The sequence below is a fragment of the Micromonospora sp. WMMD1155 genome (assembly GCF_029581275.1).
Lineage (GTDB): Bacteria > Actinomycetota > Actinomycetes > Mycobacteriales > Micromonosporaceae > Micromonospora.
Window position 1 is genome coordinate 1,071,764 of the sequence record NZ_CP120742.1, and the last position, 17,410, is coordinate 1,089,173.

Here is a 17,410-nt window from a genome sequence, read left to right on the forward strand (position 1 = left end):
TCGTAGGGTGGGGTCATGATCACGTGCGTCGTGCACTACACGATCGATCCCGCGCAGATCGCGGCGTTCGAGGACTTCGCCCGCGCATGGATGGGGCTCGTGGCCAGCCACGGCGGGGTGCACCACGGCTACTTCCTGCCCGCCGAGGGTGCCAGCGACAAGGCCGAGGCGCTGTTCAGCTTCGAGAGCCTGGCAGCGTACGAGCGTTACCGCGCTCGGTTCGGCCACGACCCGGAGTTCGTCGCGGCCGACCGCATCCGCGACGACTCGGGTTGTGTCGTGCGATACGAGCGGACGTTCATGCGCCCGCTCCTGCCGACTGACTGAGCCCTCGTGGTGTCGGCCGGCATGGCGCGCCTACCCGCCCGCCCTGTCGAGGGCACCAATCCCGAAAAGCGATACACCTCAGAGTCATAACTATGACCCTGAGGTATACGGACTAACAGCAGCATGCCCCCAGCCCGGGTCTGCCCGGCACTGACGGCGCAACTGGGCAGCCGCGCCGACATCCTCGTCGCCGCCGCCGGACGTGGACGAAACGTGCGCCGAGGCCGCCGGTGCCACCACGCCCCGGGTGGGCGGTGTCGGCCCGACCACCGTCGCGATGCTGTTCCGCAATGCCGTACGCGCCGCCGAGCGCGCGAGCAAGCAGCCCGATCGCCGAGATCACGTGATGCTGAGCAGTCAGAGCGGAGGGCGCCACTCCTTGAGCCGGCGCACGGGCATGTAGCCGGCATACGGCCAGAGCTGCACCCGCCACCTGTCGCCAGGGGTGATCGAGCCGGGCCAGCCGCGGTTGACGAACCCTCGACCCGATATCCGTGCGCCATATCGACCGCTCGGCACCTCGAAGTCGGCAACGGCGTCAGTGGGGCTCAAGTAGCGAAGCACATCATCGACCACCCGGAGGCCGGCCTCGAACGCCTCTTCCCAATCCTCGGAATCATCGAGCGGCCGGGCTTCCCAGAGCTCCAGACGGAACGGCATCTCGACGTTGTTCTGGTGAGGGGAGATAACGATGACCCCGTGGTCGTCTGCCGCGATGCCTGAACCGTTGATCGCTTGTTCGAGGAGGGTCATGTAGTCGGCATCAGGCGATGGATTACCGCAGAGGCAGAACTGCCCATAGTCGAGCCGAACGGCTCTCTCCTCGGCCCGACGTGGTGCTGGCCGACTCACGTAGGGCATTGTGCCCGTCGTGTTCGCGTCGTCGCCAGCCCTGACCCCGCTCGTTGCCGCACGGCCTCTCACGCCATCCGAGGTCGTCGGTCCGGTATACCGCCACCCGATTCGACCCGGAACCGCAGAGACGGCACAGCCGTGCCACTGCAATCGGCCCAGAGAACCACCGACCGCGATCAGATCGCCGTCGGGAGATTCAGCAGTGACGCAGGGCTGGCCGATCTCGCGGAACGGCCCGGCACCCAGCACGCTCGCCTCCGGATGCTTCACCGGATGGTGGCGGGTTCGATTCTCCCGGTCATGTCGACATCCTGCATGGCCTGCGGCTCAAGGACAACGCAGTTCATTGGCGCGGCTTCTTGCGCAGGGAGATCTCCTCCAGGTGCTGGAGCTGGTGCTGCCGGACCATTTCGTCCCAGACCTCCTGGTCGTAGTCCGGATCCGGCGGGATCCACTTGTGCGAGTTGTCGCTGTAGTGGAACCGCTCGTCGCCCGGCCGGATCAGGCTCACCGGACCCAGCCCAGGAAGCGTCGGTGCAGCAGCCCGGCGGGCACCCAGGTCAGGTCCTCGGCAGCCCAGACCAGGTAGGACCCCATGTAGAGGGCCAACGACACAGGTGTGCCCTCGAACTCGGCGCGCAGTTCGGTGCGCCGGGTCGGGCAGGGCCAGGGCGCGTCGCAGCCGCCGCAGGTCCACACCGGTAGGACCGGGCCGTGGGTGGTCACGGCAGACCATCCAGGAAACGCCGGGTGGTGGCCCGGGCATGCCAGCGGGTGGCCCATTCGGCCTGATAGCAGGGGTACGGGGACAGTCGCGCCCACCACCAGCGACAGCCAGCGCAGAGCCCGTCGACGCCGGGCAGGTGCACGGACAAGATTCGTCCGATCTGATCCTCGGTCACTCCTGCTCCTCCCCCGGCCAGTGGCCTCGCCGGATCGGGATGCGGTGCCTGGCCTGGCACGGCAGGTCGGCCCCACATCGGCAGACCCACCGCCACCGCTGCCACGACCAGACCGGCCGATGGCGCCGAGCCAGAGTCAGCGCCACCGCCAGCAGGTAGTCGTCGTACGGCACATGCGATCCCATGAGACCCCAAACTTGGACTCCTATTTTGGAAGTACAACCACATTTAAGTTGGACTCCTATTTTGGGAACCTCTACGCGGCGTGTCGTGGGATCCAGCTAGAGCCACGCCATAATCAGCCGGTGGTGAACCCGACGATCCAGCGACGACGCCTCGGCCTTGCCCTCAAACGCGCCCGTGAAGGTGCAGGCAAGACGCAGGACGAGGCGGCCGCCGTCATCGACGCGGCAGCAAGCAAGATCAGCAGAGTCGAGCTTGGACAGTCGGGCATCAAGCTCACCGACCTGAACCTGCTACTCGACCTCTATGGGGTCCGGGGCGATGACGCCGAGCCGCTACGCGACCTTGCACGAGCAGGGCGACAACGCGGGCGCTGGAGCACATACCGAAACGCCGTGCCGGACTGGTTCCGCCAGTACCTGGACCTCGAAGGTGACGCGTCAGAGATCCGCTGGTACCAGCCAGAGGTCATCCCAGGAGTCCTTCAGGTCGAGCCCTACATCCGCGCCATGAACGCGATCGCCCACCCACGCCCGCCCACCGATGAGGTCGACCGGCAGGTTGCCGTGCGCTTGGAACGGCAGTCGATTCTGCGGCAGGACGACGGGCCTGACCTGAGCTTCATCCTCAGCGAGTCGGCGCTGCGCCGAAGCATCGGTGACGCGACGACGATGCGCAATCAGCTCCTGCACCTGGCAGAGGTGAGCGAGCAGCCCAACGTCACCCTTCAAGTGTTTCCGTTCAACGCACAGACCTATGAGACGGCATCGTTCAGCTTCATCATCCTGCGCTTCGGGGACGACGCGGCATCGGACGTGATCTACGTCGAGACGTTCACCGACGCCGACTACCTTGACCGGCCAGACGCCGTACGGGCCTACACTCGACTGTGGGACCGACTCCGGGCAGCCGCTCTCGGGCCGGTAGAGTCGCGCAAGCTCATCCTGAGGATGGCGGACGACGTGGAGCGGCAACAGACCTGAGAGAGTGATCATGGAGACTTCGGATCGCCTGGTCTGGCGCAAGTCGAGCTACAGCGACAACAACGGCGGCGCTTGTGTCGAGGTTGCCGAGCTGGACACGAGCATCGTGGTGCGCGACAGCAAGGACCCCAATGGGTCGACCCTTCGCTTCACGAAAGGCGCATGGACGGGGTTCGTCCGGAACATCCGGTAGCTCCCGGTCGCAATACCCACGGCAGCAGGCGTGCCATGCCCTTGGGTGGCGCTAGAGCTTCCGGCGGCGGCAAGCGGCACCCACGTCGAGGTAAGGTGCGTCCTGGTAGACCGGCCCCGGGCACAACCCAACGCTCACCTACGGTAAGGCTGTGAAGCGACCGCGCTTGTACGGGCCTGGCGAGTTGGCCGCCCTGTTCAACGTGTCGCGGCAGAGGGTACTCCAGATCACCCGCCGGCCCGGCTTTCCCGAGCCGATGGCCCGCCTGATCGGGACGACTATCTGGGACGCCGACGAGGTAGACGAGTGGGCCAGGCACAACCGCCCACCACGCCCAACTGAAGGCGACAAAGACCACTGATTCGGCTGCAACTAGCAGAAGGTCGTTTCGGACCGGTCCGTCAGTACCTGGACCTCGAAGGTGACGCGTCGAAGATCCGCTGGTATCAGCCAGAGGCCGTAAGTCGAGCTACAGCGACAACAGCTGTGGCGCATGCGTCGAGGCAGCCAAAACTGGTACGAGCATTGCGGTGCACGGCGGTATGCGCGCTGTTGTCGATGTTAGGTTCGCCGGCATGACAGTGCAGATCCCCGCTGAACGCTTCCACGCGGCTGACGGTGTCGAGGACTGGCGTTGTCTCTACCACCTGGTCTCGGCCTACTTCCCGACCGGCTCGCTGTCCGTGGGCATCGCGCTCGTCGATGAGATGGGTCGGCTCGCTGTCGGCGACGAACGCGAGCATCTCAACGTGGACCTGCGCCATGCCGGCGTGACCGTGTCGCTGTCCCGACGCGACATATCACTGGCCCGACGGATCTCGGCCGCTGCCCGGGCGCTGGGCATCCCCGCCGACCCCACGGCCGTACAGCTCATCAACATCACCCTGGACGCCCTGAGCACCGACGTGCTGCCTTTCTGGCAGGCGCTGCTTGGCTATCGACCGATCGGTGACGACTATCTGGCCGACCCGGCGCGACGCGGCCCCGGGTTCGGGTTGCAACCTATGGAGGCGGTGCGACCACATCGCAATCGTATGCACCTGGACATCGCCGTTGCGCACGATCAGGCCGAGGGCCGCATTGCAGCCGCCCTGGCCGCTGGGGGACGTGTCGTTTCCGACGCGCACGCGCCGATGTGGTGGGTTCTGGCCGATCCCGAGGGCAACGAGGCATGCATCGCCACCTGGCTCGGCCGCGAGTAGCGGCCCTGCGCACACGACGCTTTCCTCATAAGTTCGGGAGAACCGGGTAACGGGGCTGCCCCGACCTCCCACGAGGGAAGTCGGGGCAGCGCCGCGTTTCGCGTACGTCAGCTGCAGCCGCTGGTGGAGCCGCAGCCCTCGCAGACGTAGCAGCTACCGGCCGGGCGCATCTTCGTACCGCAGGTGAAGCAGAGTGGTGCGTCGGCGGCCTTGCCGATCACGGCCTCCAGCAACTCGGTGCTGGAACCCACGCTCGGTGCCGGTTTGGCGGCGGCCACGTCGGCCATCTCCTGCGCCGGCTGGGCGACCGCCTCGGTCTTGGCGGGAGCCTCGACCGGCGCGGAGGACGCCATGGCGGTGAGGTCCGCACCGGTCGCGGCGGCCTCCGCGTCGGCCTCGGCCCGCAGCTGGGCGGCCCGCTCCGAAGCGGTGAAGATGCCCAGCTCGGCGCGGCGCTCGTAGGGCAGGAAGTCCAGTGCCAGGCGACGGAAGATGTAGTCCATCACCGAGGCGGCCATCCGCACGTCCGGGTCGTCGGTCATGCCGGCCGGCTCGAAGCGCATGTTGGTGAACTTGCTGACGAACGTCTCCAGCGGAACGCCGTACTGCAGGCCGATGCTGATGGCCACCGAGAAGGCGTCCATCACACCGGCGAGCGTCGAGCCCTGCTTGGACATCTTGAGGAAGACCTCGCCGAGGCCGTCGTCCGGGTAGGACGACGCGGTGAGGTAGCCCTCGGCACCGCCGACGGAGAAGCTGACCGTCTCGGACGGGCGCTTCTTCGGCAGGCGCTTACGCACCGGCCGGTACTCGATGACCTTCTCGACCGCGGCCGGCGCTGCGGCTGCGGTCTCGACGGCGGCCGGCTCGGTGGCCTTGTTGGACTTCGCCACCGAGAGCGGCTGGCCGACCTTGCAGTTGTCCCGGTAGATCGCCAGTGCCTTGAGGCCGAGCTTCCAGCCCTCGAAGTAGATCTTCTCGACGTCCTCGACGGTGGCCGCCTCGGGCATGTTGACCGTCTTGGAGATCGCGCCGGAGACGAACGGCTGGATGGCCGCCATCATCCGAACGTGACCCATCGGGGCGATCGTCCGCTCCCCCATCGCGCAGTCGAAGACCGCGTAGTGCTCCGGCTTGAGGCCCGGCGCGTCCACCACGTGACCGTGGTCGGCGATGTGCTCCACGATCGCCTCGACCTGCTCCTCGGGGTAACCGAGGCTGCGCAGGGCGCGCGGCACCGTCTGGTTGACGATCTGCATCGAGCCGCCGCCGACCAGCTTCTTGAACTTGACCAGCGCCAGGTCCGGCTCCACACCGGTCGTGTCGCAGTCCATCATGAAGCCGATGGTGCCGGTCGGGGCGAGGACGCTCGCCTGCGCGTTGCGCCACCCGAACTTGTCACCGATCTTGTTGCCCTGGGTCCACTGCTTGGTCGCCTCGCGGACGATCGCGGTGGCCACCGGGCTGGTCGGCTTGATCTCGTCGTTGGCGGCGGCGTGCTTGCGCATGACCCGCTTGTGCGGCTCGGCGTTGCGGGCGTAGCCGTCGTACGGGCCCACGACGCCGGCCAGCTCGGCGGAGCGGCGGTACGCGGTGCCGGTCATCAGGGACGTGATCGCCGCGGCGACCGAGCGACCCTGCTCCGAGTCGTACGGCAGGCCGGAGGCCATCAGCAGGGCGCCCAGGTTGGCGTAGCCGATGCCGAGCTGCCGGTACGCGCGGGAGGTCTCGCCGATCTTCTCGGTCGGGAAGTCCGCGAAGCAGATCGAGATGTCCATCGCAGTGATGACGAACTCGACGGACTTGACGAACTTCTCCACCTCGAAGCCGCCGTCGGCGCGGAGGAACTTCATCAGGTTGAGCGACGCCAGGTTGCACGAGGAGTTGTCCAGGTGCAGGTACTCCGAGCACGGGTTCGACGCGGTGATCCGGCCGGTCTCCGGGCAGGTGTGCCAGTCGTTGATCGTGTCGTCGTACTGCAGGCCCGGGTCGGCGCACTCCCAGGCGGCCTGCGAGATGGAGCGGAACAGGTTCTTGGCGTCGACGGTCTCGATCACCGAGCCGTCCAGCCGGCCGCGCAGGTCGAAGCCCTTGCCGTTCTCGACCGCCGACATGAACTCGTCGGAGACCCGGACCGAGTTGTTGGCGTTCTGGTACTGCACGCTGACGATGTCGGAGCCGCCGAGGTCCATGTCGAACCCGGCGTCACGCAGCGCGCGGATCTTGTCCTCCTCGCGCGCCTTCGTGACCACGAACTCCTGGATGTCCGGGTGGTCCACGTCGAGGATGACCATCTTGGCCGCGCGCCGCGTGGCACCGCCGGACTTGATGGTGCCGGCCGAGGCGTCCGCGCCGCGCATGAAGCTGACCGGGCCGGAGGCGTTGCCGCCGGAGGAGAGCAGCTCCCGCGACGAACGGATCCGCGACAGGTTGACCCCGGAGCCGGAGCCGCCCTTGAAGATCAGCCCCTCCTCCTTGTACCAGTCGAGGATGGAGTCCATCGAGTCGTCGACGGCCAGGATGAAGCAGGCGCTGACCTGCTGCGGCGACGGCGTACCGACGTTGAACCAGACCGGCGAGTTGAAGCTGAACACCTGGTGCAGCAGCATCCAGGTCAGCTCGTGGTCGAAGATCTCGGCGTCCGCCGGGCTGGCGAAGTAGCCGTACTCCTCACCCGCGGTGCGGTAGGTGGAGACCACCCGGTCGATCAGCTGCTTGAGCGACCACTCGCGCTCCGGGGTCCCCACCGCGCCCCGGAAGTACTTGGTCGTGACGATGTTGGCCGCGTTGACGCTCCACGCCTGGGGGAACTCGACCCCCCGCTGCTCGAAGTTGATCGAGCCGTCCCGCCAGTTCGTCATCACGACGTCGCGGCGCTCCCAGCTGACCTCGTCGTACGGGTGGACCCCCTCGGTCGTCCACACCCGCTCGATCTTCAGCCCCGCGCCTGCCTTGTTCCGTGAACGGCTAGTTGTCACGCCGTCGCCCCCCTCGTCTGCGCGGTCACCCACCGCGCGTCCCAATCGCTTGAAAACAGTGAAGATTCAGCTGGTACGGCCGGCGGCCTCGACCGCGTCGGCCCGGGCCCGCGCCGCGGCCCGCAACGTCTCGATCTCGCGCTCGAAGTCGGCAAGCGAGTCGAAGGAGCGGTAGACGCTGGCGAACCGCAGGTAGGCGATCTCGTCCAGGTCGCGCAACGGGCCCAGGATCGCCAGGCCCACCTCGTGGCTGGGGATCTCGGCGGCCCCCTTGGCCCGGACGGTCTCCTCTACCCGCTGCGCCAGCAGCGCGAGCGAGTCGTCGTCGACCGGCCGACCCTGGCACGCCTTGCGCACCCCGCCGATGATCTTCGTACGGCTGAACGGCTCGGTCACCCCGCTGCGCTTGACGACCGCGAGGACCGCCTCCTCGACGGTGGTGAACCGCTTGCCGCACTCCGGGCAGGACCGCCGCCGTCGGATGAGTTGGCCGTCGTCGGCCTCCCGCGAGTCGACCACTCGGGAGTCAGCGTGTCGGCAGTACGGACACCGCATCGCCCACCTCCTAAAAATGATCAACTGCGCCCACACCGGGCACCCCCGGACACGGCTCACCGCGACGGTGCCATCCTCGGACGACGCCCGCCGTGCTCGACCTTACGGGAGTGCGGTCGGTAGTCGGACCCAACCTGTGGGCAACTTACGCCCGTGTCACTACTACATCTAGGGGTCGACCGTATGCCGCCGGGAAGGCCGGGTCAAGTTGAACCGCGTGTCCGGCGCGTCACGGACCATCCGGTCATCAGCGACCGTCAGCGCCCGAAGACCCAACCGCCGAGCCCCCGCCCGGGTTACCGGCCAGCAGGCCGGACCGACCCAGAAAACGGCCGAGGATCGAACACCAGTGCTACCTGACGTACCATTTATCAGAACATCCGTACGACCGGAGCGCTTTTTCACCCCGACACGCCGGTGAGAGGTCGTACAGATGTTTGAAAATGACTGATCTCACCTATACGGTCATGAACAACGTGGCACCCCGCACGCACCACGAGCCGACGAGGCACCCAGCGCCGACCAGGGAGGACGGACGTGACCGAGGACCGGGCCAGCCGGCCGAAGAGCCCGCAGCAGATCACCGAGGCGGGCCCGCCGGCCACCCGACGCCGAGGCGCCGCGCGCAGCCGGACGGGTCAGCCCGCCGTGCGCCCGGTCACACCGGTGGTCAGCGCCTTCCCCGACCCGGCGACGATCGACCTGACCGCCCGTCAGCGTCGCATCCTGGAGTTCATCCGCACCTGGGTGGAGCGCCACGGCTACCCGCCGAGCGTCCGCGAGATCGGCGAGGCCGTCGGCCTGGTGTCGCCGTCCAGCGTCGCCTACCAGCTCAAGGAGCTGGAGAAGAAGGGCTTCCTGCGCCGCGACCCCAACCGGCCGCGCGCCGTCGACGTCCGCGCTCCGAGCGACGCGATCGACGACGAGCTGTCCCGGGCACAGCGGCCCACCCCGGCGTACGTGCCGATGCTCGGCCGGATCGCCGCCGGTGGTCCCATCCTCGCCGAGCAGGCCGTGGAGGACATCTTCCCGCTCCCACGCGAGTTGGTGGGCGAGGGCGAGGTCTTCATGCTCCAGGTCAAGGGTGACTCGATGCTCGACGCGGCGATCTGCGACGGCGACTGGGTCGTCGTCCGGCAACAGCCGACCGCCGACTCCGGCGAGATCGTGGCCGCCATGCTCGACGGCGAGGCGACGGTGAAGACCTACCGTCGCCGTGACGGGCATGTCTGGCTGATGCCGCAGAACCCGGCCTTCGACCCCATCCCCGGTGACGACGCCACCATCATGGGCCGGGTCGTGGCGGTGCTGCGCCGGATCTGACCGACCGGCGGGTGGGCGCACGTGGTGCCCACCCGCGCCCGTCCATCAGGGGCGGGTGGCCGGCAGAGCCTTCAGTAGCGGTCGCCCCGATAGCCGCGACCGCCGCCGGGATACTGCCCGTACGGATCGACGGGCGCGTCGTCGTCCCGTCGGCGGCCGGGCCGCTGACCCCGCTGGTCGGGCTCCTGGCCGCCGCGCCGGGGTGGTTCGGCACGGCCGGTGCCGGGCTGGCCGCCACCGCCGCCGTAGACCCCGCCACCGGGCCGACCGCCACCGCCCTGCTGGCGACCACCGGCACCCTGGGGACGACCACCACCCTGCGGGCGACCGCCACCGCCACCGCCCTGCGGGCGGCCCCCGGTGCCCTGCGGGCGACCACCGCCACCGGCCGGAGGCCGTCCGCCGCCGTAGACGCCGTTGCCGCCATCCGATCGGCCCCCGCCGTAGCCACCGTCGGACGTCGCCGGGCGAGCACCTCCGTAAACGGCACCACCTGCCGGGGCCGCGCCTCCGCGACCCTGGGGACCCCCACGACCAGGCGCACCGCCGTAGACCGCGCCGCCCGCCGCCGCGCCGCCACCGTAGACACCGCCCGGACGGTCGGCAGACCCTCGGGGAGCATCGGCGGAACGGCCCGCGCGGGGGTCGAGCGGATCACCGTCCGGGCCCGCCGAGTCGGAATCATCATCAGCCATCGGCCGGCGACGGGCCCGGATGATGCCGAAGATGCCCGCGCCGACCAGCAGCAGACCGATCAACCCGACCGCGCCGACCAGGTACGTGATGTCGTCGAAGCTCAACCCGTCCGTCCACGACCGCGAGGAGGCCGGCTTGGCGACCGCTCCACCTCCCGGTGCCGGTGGCACGGCGGTCGAGGTGGACGGGGTGTAGCTGAGGATGTCGAGGACCTCGTCCTCGGCGAACCGGGTGGCGTCGGAGACGGTGAGGAACGACTTGCCGTCCGGGGTGTAGCTGATGGCCTCGCCGAACGGATCCGTCAACGGTGTCACCCGAGGCTTGCCGGTGGTGAGCGCGCCGACGATGTCACCGCCGCTCACGTCGAACTCGAAAGCGTCCGCGTAGGTGCGCAGCACCACCCGGGAGCCGTCCGGTGACCGGGCCGCGCCGGTGATGGCGATCCGGCCGAACGTGTTGAGCGGATTTTCCGTCTGCGTCTTCGGCAGGGTGATCTCGCCGGCCTTACGCATCGGCACCGGCTCGGTGTCGCCGCTCTTCAGAGCCGCCGTCGGTGTGTAGATCTCGGCCTTGCCGCTGGTCACCTTCGTGATGATCAGCGGCTTGCCGTCGTCGCCGATGAGCAACGCCTCGGCGTCGTGCGGTTTCGCCTCGGGATAGGCCAGACGGTGCAGCGTCGGCTGCTTGGTGCCGCTGACCGGCATCGACCAGAGCGCGACCCGCGTACGGCGGGTCTTCGAGTCGGCGTTGTCACCGATGTCGGCGATCCAGAGAGTGTTGCCGTCCTTGGAGAGCGCCAGGTCCTCGGTGTCGGCCGGGCCCTGCCCCGAGTAGCGGACCGGCTCCTTCGAGATCTTGCACTTGGTGTCGAGGAAGAAGATCCGCTTACGTGCCGCGTTCTCGGTGCCGTCGTTGATGACGATGTAGCCGCTCTTGGTCGCGACCAGCCCGGACAACTCCCGCAGCCGCTCGTCGACGATCGTGCACCGCTTCTGGCCGGGAGTGACGGCGGACAACCCGGGAGCGGGAGCCGCCACAGCGACTCCGGTGAGCGCCACGGTTGCCCCGAGCAGGCCGAGGGCAACCGTGACCGAGGAAACAACGCGGCGCATCCGTGCAGTGTCGCATGCCGCGCGTTTCCGGTGGATGACGCCGTGGCCGCTCAGGACCGGACGCCGGCCACCTGACTCTCCCGCTGGACCTCGTAGGGCGCCAACTCCGCAGCCAGCTCCGGGCCGACCCGGACGTGCAGCAGCGTGCCCTCCGGCAGGTGCGACGTGCTGAGCACGTCACCCGTGCGGTGCACCCGTGCCACCAGGTCACCCCGGTCGTACGGAAGCACGGCCCGAACCTCCACGGCGGGGCGCGGCAGCCGCTCCTCGATCGCCGCGCGCAACCCGTCGATGCCTCGACCGGAGTGCGCGGACACGAAGATCGCATCCGGCCAGAGCCTCTTGAGTCGCAGCAGCGTGTCCTCGTCGGCGGCGTCGGTCTTGTTGACCACCAACAGCTCGGGGAGCCGGTCGGCGCTGACCTCGGCGAGCACCGCGTGGACCGCCCGGACCTGCTCCTCCGGATCCGGGTGGGTGCCGTCGACGACGTGCACCACCAGATCCGCCTCCGCCACCTCCTCCAGCGTCGAGCGGAACGCCTCGACGATCTGGTGCGGGAGGTGCCGGACGAAGCCGACCGTGTCGGAGAGGGTGTAGAGCCGCCCGTCCGAGGCGGTGGCCTTACGGGTGGTCGGATCCAACGTCGCGAACAACGCGTTCTCCACCAGCACACCCGCGCCGGTCAGCCGGTTGAGCAGGCTGGACTTGCCGGCGTTCGTGTAACCGGCGATGGCCACGGCCGGGACGGAGTTGCGGGTGCGTCGGGCGCGCTTGGTGACGCGTACCGTCCGCATGCTCTTGATCTCGCGACGCAGGCGGGAGATGCGGTGCCGGATGCGCCGCCGGTCGGTCTCCAGCTTGGTCTCACCGGGACCACGCACACCCACACCGCCGCCGGCGCCACCACCCCGGCCGGAACCACCGGTCTGCCGGGAGAGGGTCTCACCCCAACCGCGCAGCCGGGGCAGCAGGTATTCGAGCTGAGCCAGCTCGACCTGCGCCTTACCTTCCTTGCTCTTGGCGTGCTGGGCGAAGATGTCGAGGATCAGCGCCGTCCGGTCGACGACCTTGACCTTGGTGCGCTGCTCCAGGTTGCGCAGCTGGGACGGGGACAACTCACCGTCGCAGATGACCGTGTCGGCGCCGGTCGAGAGGACCACCGCGCCGAGGTCGTCGACCTTGCCCCGACCGATGTAGGTGGCCGGGTCGGGCCGGGTGCGGCGCTGGATGAGCCCTTCGAGCACCTGCGAGCCGGCGGTCTCGGCCAGCGCGGCGAGCTCGGTCAGGGAGTTTTCGGCGTCGGTCACCGTGCCCTCGGTCCAGACACCCACCAGGACCACCCGCTCCAGCCGCAGCTGGCGGTATTCCACCTCGGTGACGTCGCTGAGCTCGGTAGAAAGGCCCGGGACGCGCCGGAGAGACTGCCGCTCCGACAGGTCCAGCTCGCCGGTGGTGACGTCGTCGAACTCGTCCTCGACGGGGACGAAGTTCTCCTGGTCTCGCAAGCGGTTCTCCTGTCCGTTTTGATAAGTAGAACGTAATCCTGACATGACACAACGCCGAACGCACCTGCTATATGCCCATGGTGAAGGTCGCCAAAAGTGGGGCCGAATGCTGGTCGGGCTCGACAACCGAGTAGAAATGCGGGCGGCGGCCGACCGGCCGCACAGCCGTGACGGAGGGATCCCGTGGCCATCACCCGACTGCCCAGCGCCGGATTTTCGATCACCATCCGGATCGCCGTGACCGCGGACGCCTCCTCGATCGGCCGGCTCACCACCTCCGTCGGCGAGGCCGGGGCGATCGTCACGGCGCTGGACGTGGTGGACTCCGACCCGACCCACGTGATCGTCGACCTGACCTGCGACACCGCCGACGCCGGGCACGCCGACCAGGTGGTCGAGGCGCTGACCGCGCTGGACGGCGTGGACGTGCGCAAGGTGTCGGACCGCACGTTCCTCCTGCACCTCGGCGGCAAGATCGAGGTGACCTCGAAGGTCGCGCTGCGCAACCGCGACGAGCTGTCCCGCGCGTACACCCCGGGGGTGGCCCGGGTCTGCATGGCGATCGCGGAGAACCCGGCGGACGCCCGGAGACTGACCATCAAGCGCAACACCGTCGCGGTCGTCAGTGACGGTTCCGCGGTGCTGGGCCTGGGCAACCTGGGCCCGGCCGCGTCGCTGCCGGTGATGGAGGGCAAGGCGGCGCTGTTCAAGCGCTTCGGTGGGGTGGACGCCTGGCCGGTGGTGCTGGACACCCAGGACACCGACGAGATCGTGCAGATCGTCAAGGCGATCGCGCCCGCGTACGGCGGGATCAACCTGGAGGACATCGCCGCGCCGCGCTGCTTCGAGATCGAGGCCCGGCTGCGTGAGGCGCTGGACATCCCGGTCTTCCACGACGACCAGCACGGCACCGCGATCTGCGTGCTGGCGGCGCTGACCAACGCGCTGCGCGTGGTGGGCAAGCAGCTCTCGGACGTCCGGGTCGTCGTCTCCGGCGCCGGCGCGGCCGGGACCGCGATCATGAAGCTGCTGCTGCGGCAGGGCGTCGGGGACATCATCGCGTACGACCGGCAGGGTGCCCTGCACCGTGGGCTGACCGGGCTCAACTCGGCGTGGCAGTGGTTGGCGGACAACACCAACCAGGAGAACTACTCGGGTGACCTTCCGGGTGCGATCCGGGGTGCCGACGTGTTCATCGGTGTGAGCGCGCCGAACCTGCTCACCGGCGACGACATCGCCCAGATGGCGAAGGACGCAATCGTCTTCGCCCTCGCCAACCCGGACCCGGAGGTCGACCCCCGGGAGGCCCGCAAGCACGCCGCCGTGGTCGCCACCGGCCGGTCGGACCAGCCGAACCAGATCAACAACGTGCTCGCCTTCCCCGGGGTGTTCCGCGGCATGCTCGACGCGCACGCCGAGGAGTTCACCGAGGAGATGGCGATCGCTGCCGCCCAGGCCATCGCCGACGTGGTGGGCGAAGACAAGATCAACCCGACGGTGATCGTGCCGAGCGTCTTCGACTCCCGGGTCGCCCCGGCCGTCGCCGCCGCCGTCCGCGCCGCCGCGAACAACCCCAGCCGTCGGCCGGCCGCCGACCCGGGCCCGGCGGACCTCCCCGAGATCGCGGCGACCGCCAGCGCAACCCCGTAAGGGACCGGCTTGTCGATCAAGAGGTTTGCGTCAGGAAGACCGTGGAATCTGACGCAAACCTCTTGATCAACACGGATGGGGCGGCGGGCCCCGCGTCAGGGACGGAGTGGGGCGGCGGGCCCCGCGTCAGGGACGGAGTAGGGCGGCCGGGTCGATCTCGCCGGTCGCCACCAGGACGGCGGGGCCGGACAGCCAGCAGGAATCCGCTGTCACGGTGACCGTCAGGCGGCCACCGGGGACGTCCACCGCGACCACACCCGTGTCCCGGCCCGCGTCGCGCAGGGCCACCGCGCCCACCGCGCAGGCACCGGTGCCGCAGGACAGCGTCTCCGCGCTGCCACGCTCGTACACCCGCATGAGGGTGTGCCCGTCCGTGCCGTCGACCGGGACGCCCGCCACGATGAACTCCACGTTCACCCCGCTCGGGAAGACCATCGGGTCGTACCCGGGAGCCCTGGTCAGATCCAACGCGGACAGCTCCACACCGGCGGGCAGGACGCAGACCAGGTGCGGGTTGCCGACGTCCACGGCGGCGCCGGTCAGGGTCAGCTCGCCGAGGGTGGCGGTCGACTCGTCGTACACCCGGGGTCGGCGCATCTCAACGGACACGGCGTCGCCCTCGACCAGCGCGCGCACGACGCCGGCCCGGGTCGCCACCGGCAACGCCGCACCCGCGGGCGTCGCCAACCCCGTGTCGAGCAGGTAGCGCACGAAGACCCGGGCGCCGTTGCCGCACATCTCGGCGAACGAACCGTCGGCGTTCCAGTAGTCCATGAACCACTCGGCCTCGCCGGCCAACCCGGCGCCGTCCGGGTGCTTGGCCGCGCGGACCACCCGCAGCACGCCGTCCGCGCCGACGCCCCGCCGCCGGTCGCAGAGCGCCGCGACCAGCTCCGGGGTCAGGTCGAGCTGACCGTCCGGGTCGGGAAGGAGGACGAAGTCGTTGCCGGTGCCGTGGCCCTTGGTGAACTCCACGCCCCCATCATCGCGCAGCTGCCGGCACCAGGCGCAGGGCGGCCCCGATCAGGTCCGGTTCCGCCGAGTCCAACCAGTGGATCCGCGGATCCCGCCGGAACCAGGATCGCTGCCGGCGGACGAAACGGCGGGTCGCCCGGACCGTCTCATCGTGCGCCTGCGCCTCGGTCAGCTCGCCGGCGAGCATCCGCAACACCTGCTGGTAGCCGAGCGCCCGACTCGCCGTCCGCCCCTCGGGCAGCCCCCGCCCGACCAACTCGCGGGTCTCGGCGACCAGGCCGTCGGCCCACATCCGGTCGACCCGCACCGCGATCCGCTCGTCCAGCAGACCGGTGTCCAGGTCGACGCCGAGCTGCACCGACGGGTAATACGGTGTGGGCTGCGGCAGCGACGCGGTGAACGGCGCCCCGGTCAGCTCGATCACCTCCAGGGCCCGGACGATCCGCCGGCCGTTGGCCGGCAGGATGCTCTCGGCGGCGACCGGGTCGGCGGCACGCAGCCGCGCGTACAGCGGCGCCGGGCCGACCTCCGCCAACTCGCGTTCCAGCCGCTCCCGCAGCACCGCGTCGGTGCCCGGGAACTCGAACCGTTCCAGCACCGCCCGCACGTACAGCCCTGAACCGCCGACCAGCAGCGGCACCCGCCCCCGGGCCAGGATGTCGTCGACCGCCGCGCGGGCCAGCCGCTGGTACTCCGCGACGCTCGCCGGCTCGGTGACCTCCCAGATGTCCAGGAGATGGTGCGGCACCCCGTCCCGCTCGGCGACTGTCAGTTTGGCGGTGCCGATGTCCATGCCCCGGTAGAGCTGCATCGAGTCGGCGTTCACCACCTCCCCGCCCAGGGCGTGCGCCAACGCGATGCTCAACGCCGACTTACCTGCCGCGGTCGGGCCGACCACCGCGACGACCGTACCGCTGGTCACAGCCGCTCCCAGGACGCCACGAAGTAGGCGACACCATAGGGAGCCGCATGGTGCAACAACTCCCCGCGCCACCCGCCGCCAGCCGCCCGGGCCGCGCCGGCCAGCACCTGCCAGGGCGCACGACCGGCGGCCTTCAGCTCCGCCGACACCACCGGGTCCAGGTCGAGCAGGACGCCCAGGTCCGCGTCGGCCAGCGCCGCCGCAACCCTCTGGTCGTACGCGAGGGCGCGTGGGTCGTAGTACCCGGGTGACTTCTCCCCCCGGCAGGCCGACCCGTCCCCGAGCGCCAGCAACGCCACCCGGTCACCCGCCGCGGCGATCTCGTCGGCGAGAGCCGCCAGCTCGGCCGGGCCCGCGTCAGCGGCCACCTGCACCGCGGTGATCGTCAGCGCGCTGGGCGGCGCCGCCTCGGACGGTGCCGCGTCGGACGGCGCTGCCGCGTCGGACGGCGCTGCGTCGGACGGCGCTGCCTCGGACGGCGCCGCGTCGGACGGCGCCGCGTCGGACGGCGCTGCCGCGTCGGACGGCGCTGCGTCGGACGGCGCTGCCGCGTCGGACGGCGCTGCGTCGGACGGCGCTGCCTCGGACGGCGGTGGTGCCTCGTAGTGGCGGGCCAGCAGCCACGCGCCGATGGTCAGGCTCAGCGGCAGCACCGCACCCCGGTCGGGCTGACCGGGACCCAGCGGCACGTCCAGGTCGACACCCCAGGGCTGGAGGGAGCCAGTCGCCGGAGTGCGGATCGGGCCGGTCACCGGGCCGGTCCCGAGCAGCACCACGGTGTCCGGGCCCACGGCCAGCAACCGGCGTACGGCGGTGTCGCAGGCCGCCCGGAGATCGTCCAACTCCGGGGCCGCGGAGCCGGCCACCTCGGGAACGAGCAGGGGTGGATGCGGGCAGACGGCGGCGGCGACCAGTGGCACCCGTTCACCGTAGCGGGAATCCCCGGTGCGTCTCCGCGCCGATCCGGTCATTCGGCCCCTAGGACACCGTATGGTCACGGTCGGCGATAGGCGCTCGACGCGGACCGGGTGAGACCTGTGACAATGCCG

17 protein-coding genes and 1 pseudogene are annotated in these 17,410 nt (G+C 69.7%); 7 read left to right on the forward strand and 11 right to left on the reverse strand.

Translation table 11 applies throughout. From position 1 onward, the window contains the following. Window positions 1–15: 15 nt before the first annotated feature. Together O7617_RS04635 and O7617_RS04640 are read left to right on the forward strand one after the other, a co-directional pair. Window positions 16–327 carry an NIPSNAP family protein gene (locus O7617_RS04635; protein ID WP_282261748.1) on the forward strand — a complete coding sequence of 104 codons (312 nt, stop codon included), beginning with the start codon at window positions 16–18 and terminating at the stop codon, window positions 325–327. A gap of 196 nt (window positions 328–523) precedes the next feature. Then, window positions 524–730, forward strand: a pseudogene (locus O7617_RS04640) (hypothetical protein); the annotation flags it as partial. Here the strand turns inward: O7617_RS04640 and O7617_RS04645 are convergent. The 4 genes from O7617_RS04645 to O7617_RS04660 all read right to left on the reverse strand — a co-directional run bounded on the left by O7617_RS04645 (window position 685) and on the right by O7617_RS04660 (window position 2,084). Then, window positions 685–1,452, reverse strand: a complete 768-nt coding sequence (locus O7617_RS04645; protein WP_282261750.1) for a hypothetical protein — start codon at window positions 1,450–1,452, stop codon at window positions 685–687. The pseudogene O7617_RS04640 and the gene O7617_RS04645 overlap by 46 nt on opposite strands. Before the next feature lie 73 nt (window positions 1,453–1,525). Continuing rightward, window positions 1,526–1,693: a hypothetical protein gene (locus tag O7617_RS04650; protein WP_282261751.1), complete on the reverse strand. Its 168-nt coding sequence runs from the start codon at window positions 1,691–1,693 to the stop codon at window positions 1,526–1,528. Next, window positions 1,690–1,908: a hypothetical protein gene (locus O7617_RS04655; protein ID WP_282261752.1), complete on the reverse strand. Its 219-nt coding sequence runs from the start codon at window positions 1,906–1,908 to the stop codon at window positions 1,690–1,692. The genes O7617_RS04650 and O7617_RS04655 overlap by 4 nt, the downstream gene beginning before the upstream one ends. Beyond that, window positions 1,905–2,084: a hypothetical protein gene (locus tag O7617_RS04660; RefSeq protein WP_282261753.1), complete on the reverse strand. Its 180-nt coding sequence runs from the start codon at window positions 2,082–2,084 to the stop codon at window positions 1,905–1,907. Before O7617_RS04660 ends, O7617_RS04655 begins: the two co-directional genes overlap by 4 nt. 305 nt (window positions 2,085–2,389) lie before the next feature. On the opposite strand from O7617_RS04660, the gene O7617_RS04665 reads away from it, so the two are divergent. From O7617_RS04665 to O7617_RS04675, 3 genes are all read left to right on the forward strand, one after another. Beyond that, the gene (locus tag O7617_RS04665) at window positions 2,390–3,250 is read left to right on the forward strand and encodes a DUF5753 domain-containing protein (protein ID WP_278138072.1); all 861 of its coding nucleotides are present in this window, start codon (window positions 2,390–2,392) and stop codon (window positions 3,248–3,250) included. A gap of 10 nt (window positions 3,251–3,260) precedes the next feature. Then, window positions 3,261–3,443: a DUF397 domain-containing protein gene (locus O7617_RS04670; protein WP_282261755.1), complete on the forward strand. Its 183-nt coding sequence runs from the start codon at window positions 3,261–3,263 to the stop codon at window positions 3,441–3,443. Window positions 3,444–4,018: 575 nt separating this feature from the next. Further along, window positions 4,019–4,645, forward strand: a complete 627-nt coding sequence (locus O7617_RS04675) for a VOC family protein (protein WP_282261756.1) — start codon at window positions 4,019–4,021, stop codon at window positions 4,643–4,645. Between the two features lie 107 nt (window positions 4,646–4,752). Here the strand turns inward: O7617_RS04675 and O7617_RS04680 are convergent, their stop codons facing one another. Beyond that, entirely contained in the window at window positions 4,753–7,656 is a 2,904-nt protein-coding gene (locus O7617_RS04680) for a vitamin B12-dependent ribonucleotide reductase (protein ID WP_282261758.1), read from the reverse strand. A 33-nt stretch (window positions 7,657–7,689) separates the two neighbouring features. Further along, complete coding sequence (gene nrdR, locus O7617_RS04685) at window positions 7,690–8,178, reverse strand: transcriptional regulator NrdR (protein WP_282261759.1); 489 nt, start codon at window positions 8,176–8,178, stop codon at window positions 7,690–7,692. A 537-nt stretch (window positions 8,179–8,715) separates the two neighbouring features. Here nrdR and lexA point away from each other — a divergent pair. Beyond that, the gene (lexA, locus tag O7617_RS04690) at window positions 8,716–9,501 is read left to right on the forward strand and encodes a transcriptional repressor LexA (RefSeq protein WP_282261760.1); all 786 of its coding nucleotides are present in this window, start codon (window positions 8,716–8,718) and stop codon (window positions 9,499–9,501) included. A 71-nt stretch (window positions 9,502–9,572) separates the two neighbouring features. Here lexA and O7617_RS04695 read toward each other — a convergent pair whose 3' ends face one another. Together O7617_RS04695 and hflX are read right to left on the reverse strand one after the other, a co-directional pair. Further along, on the reverse strand, window positions 9,573–11,309 hold the full coding sequence (locus tag O7617_RS04695) for a hypothetical protein (protein ID WP_282261761.1): 1,737 nt from the start codon (window positions 11,307–11,309) through the stop codon (window positions 9,573–9,575). Window positions 11,310–11,359: 50 nt separating this feature from the next. Further along, window positions 11,360–12,814 (reverse strand): GTPase HflX, encoded by a 1,455-nt coding sequence (hflX, locus tag O7617_RS04700; RefSeq protein ID WP_282261762.1) that lies wholly within the window; start codon window positions 12,812–12,814, stop codon window positions 11,360–11,362. 183 nt (window positions 12,815–12,997) lie between these two features. Here hflX and O7617_RS04705 point away from each other — a divergent pair, with 183 nt between their 5' ends. Beyond that, the gene (locus O7617_RS04705) at window positions 12,998–14,464 is read left to right on the forward strand and encodes an NAD-dependent malic enzyme (RefSeq protein ID WP_282261763.1); all 1,467 of its coding nucleotides are present in this window, start codon (window positions 12,998–13,000) and stop codon (window positions 14,462–14,464) included. A gap of 126 nt (window positions 14,465–14,590) precedes the next feature. Here the strand turns inward: O7617_RS04705 and dapF are convergent, their stop codons facing one another. From dapF to O7617_RS04720, 3 genes are read right to left on the reverse strand one after another with little or no spacing between them, the layout of a single operon-like run. After that, window positions 14,591–15,439 (reverse strand): diaminopimelate epimerase, encoded by an 849-nt coding sequence (dapF, locus tag O7617_RS04710; RefSeq protein WP_282261765.1) that lies wholly within the window; start codon window positions 15,437–15,439, stop codon window positions 14,591–14,593. A 7-nt stretch (window positions 15,440–15,446) separates the two neighbouring features. Then, on the reverse strand, window positions 15,447–16,361 hold the full coding sequence (miaA, locus tag O7617_RS04715; protein ID WP_282261766.1) for a tRNA (adenosine(37)-N6)-dimethylallyltransferase MiaA: 915 nt from the start codon (window positions 16,359–16,361) through the stop codon (window positions 15,447–15,449). Then, on the reverse strand, window positions 16,358–17,281 hold the full coding sequence (locus O7617_RS04720) for a hypothetical protein (protein WP_282261768.1): 924 nt from the start codon (window positions 17,279–17,281) through the stop codon (window positions 16,358–16,360). Before O7617_RS04720 ends, miaA begins: the two co-directional genes overlap by 4 nt. Window positions 17,282–17,410 lie beyond the last annotated feature (129 nt).

Coding starts and splice junctions, on each gene's coding strand:
- O7617_RS04635 (WP_282261748.1), top strand. CDS start 16: ATGATCACGTGCGTCGTGCACTACACGATCGATCCCGCGCAGATCGCG.
- O7617_RS04675 (WP_282261756.1), top strand. CDS start 4,019: ATGACAGTGCAGATCCCCGCTGAACGCTTCCACGCGGCTGACGGTGTC.
- O7617_RS04695 (WP_282261761.1), bottom strand. CDS start 11,309: ATGCGCCGCGTTGTTTCCTCGGTCACGGTTGCCCTCGGCCTGCTCGGG.
- O7617_RS04670 (WP_282261755.1), top strand. CDS start 3,261: ATGGAGACTTCGGATCGCCTGGTCTGGCGCAAGTCGAGCTACAGCGAC.
- nrdR (WP_282261759.1), bottom strand. CDS start 8,178: ATGCGGTGTCCGTACTGCCGACACGCTGACTCCCGAGTGGTCGACTCG.